10 protein-coding genes and 1 riboswitch are annotated in these 11,612 nt (G+C 64.8%); of the genes, 6 read left to right on the plus strand and 4 right to left on the minus strand.

From position 1 onward, the window contains the following. Positions 1-45: 45 nt before the first annotated feature. A complete protein-coding gene (locus HU735_RS24355; protein ID WP_186715898.1) occupies positions 46-447 on the minus strand; it encodes a hotdog domain-containing protein in 402 nt (133 codons plus the stop codon). A 179-nt stretch (positions 448-626) separates the two neighbouring features. Beyond that, a riboswitch (S-adenosyl-L-homocysteine riboswitch) is annotated at positions 627-723 on the plus strand. Between the two features lie 21 nt (positions 724-744). On the opposite strand from HU735_RS24355, the gene ahcY reads away from it, so the two are divergent. The 4 genes from ahcY (at position 745) to HU735_RS24375 (ending at position 6,161) form a co-directional block, all read left to right on the plus strand. Beyond that, positions 745-2,154 (plus strand): adenosylhomocysteinase, encoded by a 1,410-nt coding sequence (ahcY, locus tag HU735_RS24360; RefSeq protein ID WP_028688336.1) that lies wholly within the window; start codon positions 745-747, stop codon positions 2,152-2,154. 139 nt (positions 2,155-2,293) lie between these two features. Further along, positions 2,294-3,139 carry a methylenetetrahydrofolate reductase [NAD(P)H] gene (gene metF / locus HU735_RS24365; protein WP_186715907.1) on the plus strand — a complete coding sequence of 282 codons (846 nt, stop codon included), beginning with the start codon at positions 2,294-2,296 and terminating at the stop codon, positions 3,137-3,139. A gap of 116 nt (positions 3,140-3,255) precedes the next feature. Then, the gene (locus tag HU735_RS24370) at positions 3,256-4,038 is read left to right on the plus strand and encodes a transporter substrate-binding domain-containing protein (RefSeq protein WP_186715909.1); all 783 of its coding nucleotides are present in this window, start codon (positions 3,256-3,258) and stop codon (positions 4,036-4,038) included. Positions 4,039-4,259: 221 nt separating this feature from the next. Beyond that, complete coding sequence (locus HU735_RS24375; protein WP_186715914.1) at positions 4,260-6,161, plus strand: DEAD/DEAH box helicase; 1,902 nt, start codon at positions 4,260-4,262, stop codon at positions 6,159-6,161. A 108-nt stretch (positions 6,162-6,269) separates the two neighbouring features. Here the strand turns inward: HU735_RS24375 and HU735_RS24380 are convergent, their stop codons facing one another. The 3 genes from HU735_RS24380 to HU735_RS24390 form a co-directional block, all read right to left on the minus strand. Continuing rightward, a complete protein-coding gene (locus HU735_RS24380) occupies positions 6,270-6,848 on the minus strand; it encodes a YceI family protein (protein ID WP_050707233.1) in 579 nt (192 codons plus the stop codon). A gap of 34 nt (positions 6,849-6,882) precedes the next feature. Beyond that, positions 6,883-7,434, minus strand: coding sequence for a cytochrome b (locus tag HU735_RS24385; RefSeq protein WP_050707234.1), 552 nt, complete (start codon positions 7,432-7,434; stop codon positions 6,883-6,885). Positions 7,435-7,627: 193 nt separating this feature from the next. Continuing rightward, a complete protein-coding gene (locus HU735_RS24390) occupies positions 7,628-9,469 on the minus strand; it encodes a flavin monoamine oxidase family protein (protein WP_186715919.1) in 1,842 nt (613 codons plus the stop codon). Between the two features lie 205 nt (positions 9,470-9,674). Here HU735_RS24390 and HU735_RS24395 point away from each other — a divergent pair, with 205 nt between their 5' ends. Together HU735_RS24395 and HU735_RS24400 are read left to right on the plus strand one after the other, a co-directional pair. Continuing rightward, positions 9,675-10,106, plus strand: coding sequence for a hypothetical protein (locus HU735_RS24395; protein WP_186715921.1), 432 nt, complete (start codon positions 9,675-9,677; stop codon positions 10,104-10,106). Between the two features lie 73 nt (positions 10,107-10,179). Beyond that, the gene (locus HU735_RS24400) at positions 10,180-11,586 is read left to right on the plus strand and encodes an adenosylmethionine--8-amino-7-oxononanoate transaminase (protein ID WP_186715923.1); all 1,407 of its coding nucleotides are present in this window, start codon (positions 10,180-10,182) and stop codon (positions 11,584-11,586) included. Positions 11,587-11,612: the final 26 nt, after the last annotated feature.

The following is an 11,612-nucleotide window of genomic DNA, read 5'->3' on the forward strand; positions in this document are numbered from 1 at the left end:
GGGGGGGGGGGGGGGGGCCCCCCCCCCCCCCCAACGCTCCAGCGCTTACTCGACCGCGCTGTCCGGGAACTGATCCTGGATGTACTTGATCTCGGTCCGCCCGTGCGGCGCCGGCTGACCATCCTCGCCCAGATTGACGAAGACCATCTTGTCGACGGTCAGGATCGCCCTGCGGGTGATCTTGTTGCGCACTTCGCACTTGAGGGTGATCGAGGTGCGGCCGAACTCGGTGGCGGTGATGCCCAGCTCGATGATGTCGCCCTGGCGCGAGGCGCTGACGAAGTTGATCTCGGAAATGTACTTGGTCACCACGCGCTGGTTGCCCAGCTGGACGATGGCGTAGATTGCCGCCTCCTCGTCGATCCAGCGCAGCAGGCTGCCGCCGAACAAGGTGCCGTTGGGGTTGAGGTCTTCGGGTTTTACCCATTTGCGGGTGTGAAAGTTCATCTGTACTCCTGACCTGCCTGGCTCACATGCGCTAATCATGGCAGACCACTCGGTCACCCTCCATTGAACATCGACTATCGTCTCGATTAATCGACAGAAAGTCTTGGGTGTGTCACACGCCCGCGGCTATAATCCCTGCCGTTTCACATGGTCCCCCACAGTGGTGGCCATCCCGCCACCCATCCGAGGGGCGCTGCAGCAGGCTCGGCCTGTCAGGCTCGGTTGGGGCGTTGTTCGCGCAAGCGAACGCTCAACGCACAACGGCGCCCATTCGCACACTACGAATGGAGGCTCTCAATGAGCGCTGTAAACACGCCTGCTGGTTTTTCCGACTTCAAGGTCGCCGACATCTCCCTGGCCGACTGGGGCCGCAAGGAAGTCATCATCGCCGAATCGGAAATGCCGGCACTGATGGGCCTGCGCCGCAAGTACCAAGCCGAGCAACCGCTCAAGGGTGCGAAGATCATCGGCTGCATCCACATGACCATCCAGACCGCCGTGCTGATCGAGACCCTGGTCGCCCTGGGCGCCGAAGTGCGCTGGTCGTCGTGCAACATCTTCTCCACCCAGGACCAGGCCGCCGCCGCCATCGCCGCCGCCGGCATCCCGGTGTTCGCCTGGAAAGGCGAAACCGAGCAAGAGTACGAGTGGTGCATCGAGCAGACCATCCTGAAAGACGGTCAGCCATGGGACGCCAACATGGTTCTGGACGACGGCGGTGACCTGACCGAAATCCTGCACAAGAAATACCCGGCCATGCTGGACAAGATCCACGGCGTGACCGAAGAGACCACCACCGGCGTGCACCGCCTGCTGGACATGCTGGCCAAGGGCGAGCTGAAAGTCCCGGCAATCAACGTCAACGACTCGGTCACCAAGAGCAAGAACGACAACAAGTACGGCTGCCGTCACAGCCTGAACGACGCCATCAAGCGCGGTACCGACCACCTGCTGTCGGGCAAGCAGGCCCTGGTGATCGGCTACGGCGACGTGGGCAAGGGCTCGGCCCAGTCCCTGCGTCAGGAAGGCATGATCGTCAAGGTCACCGAAGTCGACCCGATCTGCGCCATGCAGGCCTGCATGGACGGCTTCGAAGTGGTCTCGCCGTTCAAGGACGGCATCAACACCGGTACCGAAGCCGGCATCAACAAGGACCTGCTGGGCCGCATCGACCTGATCGTCACCACCACCGGTAACGTCAACGTCTGCGACGCCAACATGCTCAAGGCCCTGAAGAAGCGCGCCGTGGTCTGCAACATCGGCCACTTCGACAACGAGATCGACACCGCCTTCATGCGCAAGAACTGGGCATGGGAAGAGGTCAAGCCACAGGTGCACAAGATCCACCGCACCGGTGCTGGCGTGTTCGACCCGCAGAACGACGACTACCTGATCCTGCTGGCCGAAGGCCGCCTGGTGAACCTGGGCAACGCCACCGGCCACCCAAGCCGCATCATGGACGGCTCGTTCGCCAACCAGGTCCTGGCGCAGATCTTCCTGTTCGAGCAGAAGTTCGCCGAACTGCCAGCCGCCAAGAAGGCCGAGCGCCTGACCGTGGAAGTGCTGCCGAAGAAGCTGGACGAAGAAGTGGCCCTGGAGATGGTCCGCGGCTTCGGCGGCGTGGTCACCCAGCTGACCCCGCAGCAGGCCGAGTACATCGGCGTGACCGTAGAAGGTCCGTTCAAGCCGGACGCCTACCGCTACTAAGCAGCGGCGCCAGCGCTAGGCAATCGCCCTGGCGCTGGCTGGCAACGCGTCGAACCGATGTCCGAGCCAGGCCGGCCCCAACCGTCCTGGCTTTTATTTGCAGGTAGCCGCCCCGGGCGCGCCGCCGAAGGAACGAGAGATGTCACAAGAACGCCGCTACAGTTTCGAGTTCTTCCCCACCAAGACCGACGCCGGCCACGAGAAGCTGATGGGCGTCGCCCGCCAGCTGGCCAGCTACAACCCGGACTTCTTCTCCTGCACCTACGGTGCCGGGGGCTCGACCCGCGACCGCACGCTGAACACCGTGCTGCAGCTGGAAAGCGAAGTGAAGGTCCCGGCCGCCCCACACCTGTCCTGCGTGGGTGACAGCAAGGACGACCTGCGCGCCCTGCTCGCCGAGTACCAGGCCGCCGGCATCAAGCGCATCGTCGCCCTGCGCGGCGACTTGCCGTCGGGCATGGGCATGGCCAGCGGCGAGCTGCGCTACGCCAGCGACCTGGTCGAGTTCATCCGCCAGGAAACCGGCGACCACTTCCACCTGGAAGTGGCCGCCTACCCGGAGATGCACCCCCAGGCGCGCAACTTCGAGACGGATCTCGCCAACTTCGTGCACAAGGTCAAGACTGGTGCCGACAGCGCCATCACCCAGTACTTCTTCAACGCCGACAGCTACTTCTACTTCGTCGAGCGCGCGCAGCAACTGGGCGTGGAGATCCCGGTGGTGCCCGGCATCATGCCGATCACCAACTACAGCAAGCTGGCACGCTTCTCCGACGCCTGCGGCGCCGAGATCCCGCGCTGGATCCGCAAGCAGCTGGAAGCCTATGCCGACGACACCGCCAGCATCCAGGCCTTCGGCGAGGAAGTGATCACCCGCATGTGCGAACAACTGCTGCAAGGCGGCGCACCGGGCCTGCACTTCTACACCCTCAACCAGGCCGAACCGAGCCTGGCGATCTGGAACAACCTGAAGCTGCCACGCTGATGGTTGTGAACAGGGCTTTGGCGCAGGTCAAAGCCTTGTTCATTCGTGCTTGTGCCGCAGGCCCCCGCGACCAGTGTTCACTGGCCTTGCCCGGGTTCGCAGCGTACTCTCCCGCCATGCGCACGCTCATCCTCCCTCTCCTGCTGTTGCTGCTCGCCGGCCTGAGCCCGTTGGCCCATGCCGAACGCCTGCGCATCGTCAGCGACGACTGGGCGCCGTACCTCTACCAGGAAAACGGTCAGCCCAAAGGCATCGACTACGAAGTCACCAACGAGGTGTTCAAGCGCCTGGGCGTCGAGGTGCAATGGCAGTTCCTACCCTGGCGGCGCTGCCTGGCCATGATCGAGCAGGGCCTGGCGGACGCGGTGATGGATATTTTCCGGGTCGACTCGCGCCAGGGTTACCTGGTCTACCCGGACGAGCCCATGTCAGAGGTCGAGTTCGTCCTCTACCAGGCCCGCTCACGCCCCCACCCGGTAGAGCGCCTCGAAGACCTGGCAGGGCTGACCGTGGGTACCTCGCCCGGCTATGTCTACGACGGCGTTTTCGCCGAATCGCCGCTGTTCCGCCGGGAGCCTGCGCCCAGCCACGAAGCCAATTTCGGCAAGCTGGCGCTCGGGCGCATCGACCTGCTGGTGACCGACCGCCGGGTTGGCCGCTATGTCAGCCGCCAGCTGGGCCTGGAACAGACCGTCGAGGCGCTGCCCCTGGTGATCAGCCGCCGCCCGCAGTACCTGGGGCTGGCCCGCAAGCCCGGCCGCGAGCAGCTGGCACAGGCGTTCAGCGATGAACTGCGACGCTTCAAGCAGGAGCCGGCCTATGCGGCGATCAACGCCCGCTACCTGGGCAATCGGGATTTTCCTTTCGCCGTTGAGCAGCAGGAACGCAGCACACCCTGATTGCTCTGTTATACTCGGGCCTTCCCGCCAGGCTCACGCCCGGACGCTCGGCCTCGCAACAGGCATCTCGACCCGCAGCAGCGCACCTTGCGCGCCGCCCGCAGGCTCCAGGATGCGCCGTGAACGCCCAGCTGGACCGGACGCGATCGCATCCCTCCGATGCCCGTCGCGCCAGGCAGAACACCCCATCGGGCCCAGCCCCCACGAGAACAGGATTGCCCATGTCCTTTGCTTCCCTCGGTCTCTCCGAGGCTCTTGTCCGCGCTATCGAGGCAGCGGGCTACACCCAGCCCACTCCGGTGCAACAGCGGGCCATTCCCGCCGTGTTGCAAGGTCGCGACCTGATGGTCGCCGCCCAGACAGGTACTGGTAAAACCGGCGGCTTCGCGCTCCCCATCCTCGAGCGCCTGTTCCCGGGTGGCCACCCCGACAAATCGCAACGTCACGGCCCGCGCCAGCCGCGCGTGCTGGTGCTGACTCCGACCCGCGAGCTGGCCGCCCAGGTGCATGACAGCTTCAAGGTCTATGCCCGCGACCTGAACTTCATCAGCGCCTGCATCTTCGGCGGCGTCGGCATGAACCCGCAGGTCCAGGCCATGGCCAAGGGCGTCGACGTCCTGGTCGCCTGCCCGGGTCGTTTGCTCGACCTGGCCGGCCAGGGCAGCGTCGACCTCTCGCGGGTCGAGATCCTGGTGCTGGACGAAGCCGACCGCATGCTCGACATGGGCTTCATCCACGACGTCAAGAAAGTGCTGGCACGCCTGCCGGCCAAGCGCCAGAACCTGCTGTTCTCGGCGACGTTCTCCAAGGACATCACCGACCTCGCCGACAAGCTGCTGCACAACCCCGAGCGCATCGAGGTCACGCCGCCGAACACCACCGTCGAGCGCATCGAGCAGCGCGTCTACCGCCTGCCGGCCAGCCACAAGCGCGCCCTGCTGGCGCACCTGATCACCCTGGGTGCCTGGGAACAGGTACTGGTGTTCACCCGCACCAAGCACGGCGCCAACCGCCTGGCCGAGTACCTCGAGAAGCACGGCCTGACTGCCGCGGCGATCCACGGCAACAAGAGCCAGAACGCCCGTACCAAGGCCCTGGCCGACTTCAAGGCCAACACCGTGCGCGTGCTGGTCGCCACCGACATCGCCGCCCGCGGCCTGGACATCGACCAGTTGCCTCACGTGGTCAACTTCGAGCTGCCCAACGTCGAGGAAGACTACGTTCACCGCATCGGCCGCACCGGCCGTGCCGGTCGCTCGGGCGAGGCCATCTCGATGGTCGCCCCGGACGAAGAGAAGCTGCTCAAGAGCATCGAGCGCGTCACCAAGCAAAAGATCCCGGATGGCGACCTGATGGGCTTCGACGCCTCCCAGGTCGAGGCCGAGAAGCCGGAAGTCCGCGAGCGCCAGCAGAACACTGGCCGCGGTGGCCGCAACCAGCAACCTCGCGGCGAAGGCGGCAAGGAAGGCAGTGGCGGACGCAAGGACAAGGGCAAGGACAAAGGCCGCAACAAACCTGCGGCCGAGAAGCAGGCCGACAAGGAAAAGGCCGGCGACAAGCAGCAGCAAGGCCAGCAGCAGCGCAAGCCGCGTGACAAGAAACCACGTCAGCAGCAAGCTGCGCAGGGCCAGAAGGCCATCCCTTCGGCTCCCGCCGATCGTGACCCGGAAGAGTTCCTGGACGACGATGTGGATAACTTCGGCAACCGCGCCGACTACGTCAGCCCTTACCAGAACGCCAAGAACCAGGGCCGCAACCGTCGCCCGGGTGGCAATGGCGGACAAGGTCAAGGACAAGGCCAACGCAGCGGCGGTGGTCAGGCGCAAGGTCAAGGTCGTGGCAATGGCCAACAGCGCCAAGGCCAGGGCTCGGGTGAAAAACGCCCGCGCAACGGTGGTGGCAGCAATGGCGGTGCTCGTCGTGACAACAACGGCGGCCGTAACCGTCGTGACGAATCGGCTCGCCAGGAACCAGCCGTGCGCAACCCGCGCGAGTCGCAGAGTGCGCCGGTGATCATTCGCAAGGAATCCAAGCTCGACCGTTACCCGACGCCCGAGCAACTGGACGACCTGCCGAGCCGCCCACGCGGTGAGCGTCCGGCGCTGCTGACCCGCAAGGGTTGAGAGTGCAATCGCGGGGCAGGTCGCATCGGCGCCCCGCGATGAGGACCGAATGAAGGCCAAACAAAAACGCCGCCCATTGGGCGGCGTTTTTGTTTCCGGCGCAGCGAATTACTTCTGCTTCACACCTTCGACGCTGATATCCAGGTCCAGGGTCTGGGAGGTCGGACCTGGCCCTTTGATCCCGAAGTCGTTCAGGTTCAGCGTGGTCTTGGCGTTGAAGCCGGCACGCTCGCCGCCCCACGGGTCCTTGCCTTCACCGTTGAACACGGCCTTGAAGGTGACCGGCTTGGTCACGCCGTGCAGGGTCAGGTCGCCGGTAACGTCGGCAGTCTTCTCACCGGTCGACTTTACGGCGGTGGAGACGAACTTGGCCTGCGGGTACTTCTTCACATCGAGGAAGTCGGCGCTGGCGATGTGCTTGTCACGCTCGGCGTGGTTCGACCACAGGCTGGCGGTCTTCAGGTCGACGCTGATCTTGCTGGCCTCGGGCTTGGCGCTGTCCCAGGTGAAGTTGCCGTCGAAGTCCTTGAAGGTGCCGTGGATGAAGCTGTAGCCCAGGTGGCTGATCTTCCAGTCAACGAACGCGTGCTGGCCTTCCTTGTCGATCTTGTATTCGGCGGCCATGGCCTGGCCGGCGGAGATCAGGGCGGTACCGAGCGCCAGAGCGGCAAAAGTCTTTTTCAACATCCTTACTTCCTTCCTTTGCAATTGAGGTTGAGAGTCAAGCTTTGCGGCCCAGCATGCGGGTCAGGGTCGCGTCACGGTCGATGAAATGGTGCTTGAGTGCCGCCAGGGCATGCAACACCGCGAAAATCACCAGGCCCCAGGCCAGCCAGAGGTGGATCACCCCGGCGGTATCGGCCTGGTCAGGCAGGTCGCTGATCAGCGCCGGCACCTCGAACAGGCCGAACACCGGAATGCCGACACCGTCGGCGGTGGAAATCAGGTAGCCGGCGACCATCACCGCGAACAGGCCCAGGTACAGCGCCAGGTGGCCCAGCTTGGCGGCCAGGCGGGTGACCTTGCCATGGTTGGCCGGGGCCGGCGGTGGCGGGCTGATGAAACGCCAGAGCACGCGTAGCAGCATGGCGGCCAACAGCACCAGGCCGATGCTCTTGTGCAGGTCGGGGCCGGACTTGCGCCACGGGCTGTAGTAGTCGAGGCCGACCATCCACAGGCCCAGGCCGAACAGGCCGAAGACCGCCAGCGCCACGCCCCAGTGCAGGACGATGCTGACCAGGCCATAGCGGGAAGATGAGTTGCGCAGTTGCATGTTGGCGTATTCCCCGTGAAAGCTGCGCACAAGACTAGCGCGTAACGCATCGAATAAAAGCGTAAAAAATTGCTTCGGATTATCTAATAATCCGATATTTAGTCTGCAAGGTTCCTATTAAGGAAACATTAACGATAGTCGTTTGGATGTGCCGACGCCATCGCGGAGATCCGCGATGGCGGCTATAGCGGGATCAGCCGGCCTTGGCCTGGCTGTTGACCACCGGCTTCTTGGCCGGTTCCGACTTGGCGGTGGCCTTCTTCACCGGCGCCGATTTGGCTGCAGGCTTGTGTGCCTGCTTGGCCGCAGGCTTGGCTGGAGCAGCCTTGGTGGCGGCAGGTTTAACCGCTTCCTCCTTGGCCACAGGCGCCGGGGCGACCGGGGCGGGGGCGGGTGCAGGCGCCGGGGCAATCTCCTCGGCCTTGGCGATCGGCGCGGTCTTGACCTCTGGCTTGTCAGCACCACCGAACAGGCGCGAGAAGAAGCCCGGCTTGTCCTGCTTGGCTTCCTCGACCTTCACAGGCTCGGCCTTGGCCGGAGCCTTGTCGGAGCCGCCACCGAACAGGTTGGAGAAGAACCCGCCCTTGTCCTTTGCCGCCACGGCGCCCGCCGCTCCGGCGGCGGCTGCGGCGGCAACCGGCGCGGCCTTGGCCGGGTCGAAGGACTTACCCGCAGCCAGGTCCTGGACCTGGCCCGCGGCGCGTTGGCCGCTGCGCAGGGCGCCTTCGAGGGTGCCCGGGTAGAGTGCGTCGGTATGCTCGCCGGCAAAGGCGATGCGCTGGACCGGACGCTCCCACAGACGCCAATACTTGCTGATTTGCCCTGGGCCATAGGCCAGGTAGGCGCCCCCCATGCCGGCATCGGTGCTGTAACGACGTACTTCGTAGCCGGTGAAGGCGCCACGGGCCTGCGGGTAGAAGGCGTGCAGGCGGATCAGCACCTGGTCGACCATCTGCTTGTCACCGAAGGCCTGCAGCAGGCGAGCGTTGTCGCCGGACAGGTTGATCACCACGTTGGCGCCGCCCTTGAGCGCCGGTTCGATCCACAGCATGCCCAGGCCGGTGTTGGAGAAGATCTCGCCGGACATGCGCGCGCGGCTTTCCCATACCGGGTTCTTGAACTTGAGCATCAGCTGGTCGCGCCAGCCGTAGTTGGTGCCCTTGAGGGCTGCCAGGTGCTGGTTGTCCAGGCCCGGGGTCATCTGGATCTTGGCCAGGGCCCGCAGCGGCACGGCCATGACCAGGTAATCGGCCTGGTAGCCCACGGCGCCGACCTTCACCGTCACACCATCCTTGTCCTGGACGATGGCGGTAACCGGCGAGCTGGTCTTGATGGTCTTGAGCTGCTTGACGAAGGCCTGGGCCAGCACCGGGCTACCACCCGGCAGGCGTGCGGCGCGCAGGTCGCGATCGCTGACGTTGCGGTAGACGCGGCTCTGCTGGGCGAAATACAGCAGCGACAGGCGCGAAGGTTCGTCGTATCGGGTACGGATCTGCTGGTTGACCAGCTGACGGGCGGTCGCCGGCAGTTGCAGCTTGTCCAGCCAGGTGGAGACGTTCATCTGGTCGAGGGCGAACAGGGTGCTGTTGGCCGCCGGATTCAACGGGTCCTCGATGGAGCGGGCCAGGTCGTCGAGGGTCTTCTCATAGCGCTTGAGGGCCTCGGCGGTGGCCGGTTGCTTGGCAACCAGATCGGTTGCGCTGAAGTACTCGCCATCGATCAGGTAGCCCGGGGTGCGCACGAACTCCGGCGCCGCCAGGGTACCGACCTTGAACCGCTCCAGGTACTGGTTGAGCACTGGCTGGGTCTTGCTGTTGCCAATCCACTCGCTGGTGGCCAGCCCCGAACGCCCACCCATGCCAGATTTGGCTTCCAGCAGGGTGACCTGCCAGCCCTTGGCCTGCAGCTCATAGGCTGCGGTCAGGCCTGCCAGGCCACCACCGACGACGATCGCCGTCTTGTCCTTGGCCAGCGCGGCACCGCTGGACACCCCGATCAATACCAACGCGCACAGGCGCACCCAAGCAGCAGCCATGATGGCGAACTCCGGTTAGAGAAGCGATAGAAGAGACGGGGAAGAATGCCCCGGGAGAGATGCGTTAAGAATACGTCACCTCTGCCCACCCTGCCACCGCAGTGACATCAAGTGCTTTTGGCAACTGGTATTTTTATCAGTAGCCGTATGTCGCAAGGGCAGGCAGGCTTGGCTCGCACACCAGAATCAGGCCGGAGAAACAGCGGTGATCTACACGGAAGACTTCGCCAGGTGGCAGCCGTCGGCGCCGATGCCGGAAATCACCTGGCGCACTCCCACGGGCCTGAGCATCATCTCCAATGGCATCGCCTACAGTTCACGCTACCAGACCGACGAAGGGCGTAGCGGCACGGAACTGATCGTCCTGGGCCAATCCGATATCGAGATCATCTTCGGCCAGACGGTCGATTGCCTGCTGCTCGAGGTAGAGATCAATGCGCTGGGCAGCGCAACCTCGACCGCCTACTGGCTGACCCTGCGCGACCATGACTACACCGAGTTCATGCCTGGCCCCGCCACGCTCGGCACCTTCTGGCACGAGGTACCCGGCCCCCTCGATCGTCTGGTCCTCTCCACCCTGCCGCTGTGCACAGTGCATATACGCCAGCTGGAATGGCGCCCCGCCTGGCGTCACTGAGCGGTTGTCCTGCCCTGCGGCATTGCTTAGGCTTACGCGGTCAAACCAAGCCGTAACGCCAGGAGAAGTGCCCATGGGCCTCAACGATCAGTGGATGCAACGCGACCTCAAGGTCCTGTGGCATCCCTGCACCCAGATGAAAGACCACGAGCAGCTGCCGCTGATCCCGATCCGCCGCGGCGAGGGCGTATGGCTCGAGGACTTCGAGGGCAAGCGCTACCTGGACGCGGTCAGCTCCTGGTGGGTCAATGTGTTCGGCCATGCCAACCCGCGCATCAACCAGCGCATCAAGGACCAGGTCGACCAGCTCGAGCACGTGATCCTGGCCGGCTTCAGCCACCAGCCGGCGATCGAGCTGTCCGAGCGCCTGGTGGCGATGACACCGGCCGGTCTCGACCGGGTGTTCTACGCCGACAATGGCTCGTCGTGCATCGAAGTGGCGCTGAAGATGAGCTTCCACTACTGGCAGAACATCGGCAAACCGCAGAAAAAACGCTTCGTCACCCTGACCAACAGCTACCACGGCGAGACCATCGCGGCGATGTCGGTGGGCGACGTGCCGCTGTTCACCGAGACCTACAAGGCCCTGCTGCTGGACACCATCAAGGTGCCGAGCCCGGACTGCTACCTGCGCCCCGAAGGCATGGGCTGGGAGGAGCACTCACGGAACATGTTCGCGGCCATGGAGCAGACCTTGGCCGAACATCACGCCAGCATCGCCGCGGTGATCGTCGAGCCGCTGATCCAGGGCGCCGGCGGCATGCGCATGTACCACCCGGTATACCTCAAGCTGCTGCGCGAAGCCTGCGACCGCTACGACGTGCACCTGATCCACGACGAAATCGCCGTGGGCTTCGGCCGCACCGGCACGATGTTCGCCTGCGAGCAGGCCGGCATCCGCCCGGACTTCCTGTGCCTGTCCAAGGCCCTGACCGGCGGCTACCTGCCCCTGGCCGCCTGCCTGACCACCGACAAGGTGTACCAGGCCTTCTACGACGACTACCCGACCCTGCGCGCGTTCCTCCACTCGCACAGCTACACCGGCAACCCGCTGGCCTGCGCCGCGGCCCTGGCGACCTTGGACATCTTCGCGCAGGACAATGTCATCGAGGCCAACAAGGCCCTGTCGGCGCGCATGGCCAGCGCCACCGCGCACCTGGCCGACCACGCCCATGTCGCCGAGATCCGCCAGACCGGCATGGCCCTGGCCATCGAGATGGTCCAGGACAAGGCCACCAAGACTGCCTACCCCTGGCAGGAGCGTCGTGGCCTGAAGGTCTTCGAGCATGCCCTGAGTCGTGGCGCGCTGCTGCGCCCGCTGGGCAGCGTGGTGTACTTCCTGCCGCCCTACGTGATCACCCCGGAGCAGATCGACTTCCTGGCCGAGGTGGCCAGCGAAGGGATCGACATCGCCACCCGTGACCGCGTCAGCGTGGCGGTGCCGGCCGACTTCCATCCGGATTTTCGCGATCCGGGCTAGGCCCATGCCTTCACACTGCCCCCATT

Origin of the sequence: Pseudomonas sp. BW16M2 (assembly GCF_014268865.1) — a bacterium.
In the GTDB taxonomy this organism is placed as follows: domain Bacteria; phylum Pseudomonadota; class Gammaproteobacteria; order Pseudomonadales; family Pseudomonadaceae; genus Aquipseudomonas; species Aquipseudomonas peradeniyensis.

Coding starts and splice junctions, on each gene's coding strand:
- metF (WP_186715907.1), top strand. CDS start 2,294: ATGTCACAAGAACGCCGCTACAGTTTCGAGTTCTTCCCCACCAAGACC.
- HU735_RS24375 (WP_186715914.1), top strand. CDS start 4,260: ATGTCCTTTGCTTCCCTCGGTCTCTCCGAGGCTCTTGTCCGCGCTATC.
- HU735_RS24400 (WP_186715923.1), top strand. CDS start 10,180: ATGGGCCTCAACGATCAGTGGATGCAACGCGACCTCAAGGTCCTGTGG.
- HU735_RS24385 (WP_050707234.1), bottom strand. CDS start 7,434: ATGCAACTGCGCAACTCATCTTCCCGCTATGGCCTGGTCAGCATCGTC.
- HU735_RS24370 (WP_186715909.1), top strand. CDS start 3,256: ATGCGCACGCTCATCCTCCCTCTCCTGCTGTTGCTGCTCGCCGGCCTG.
- ahcY (WP_028688336.1), top strand. CDS start 745: ATGAGCGCTGTAAACACGCCTGCTGGTTTTTCCGACTTCAAGGTCGCC.
- HU735_RS24380 (WP_050707233.1), bottom strand. CDS start 6,848: ATGTTGAAAAAGACTTTTGCCGCTCTGGCGCTCGGTACCGCCCTGATC.
- HU735_RS24355 (WP_186715898.1), bottom strand. CDS start 447: ATGAACTTTCACACCCGCAAATGGGTAAAACCCGAAGACCTCAACCCC.
- HU735_RS24390 (WP_186715919.1), bottom strand. CDS start 9,469: ATGGCTGCTGCTTGGGTGCGCCTGTGCGCGTTGGTATTGATCGGGGTG.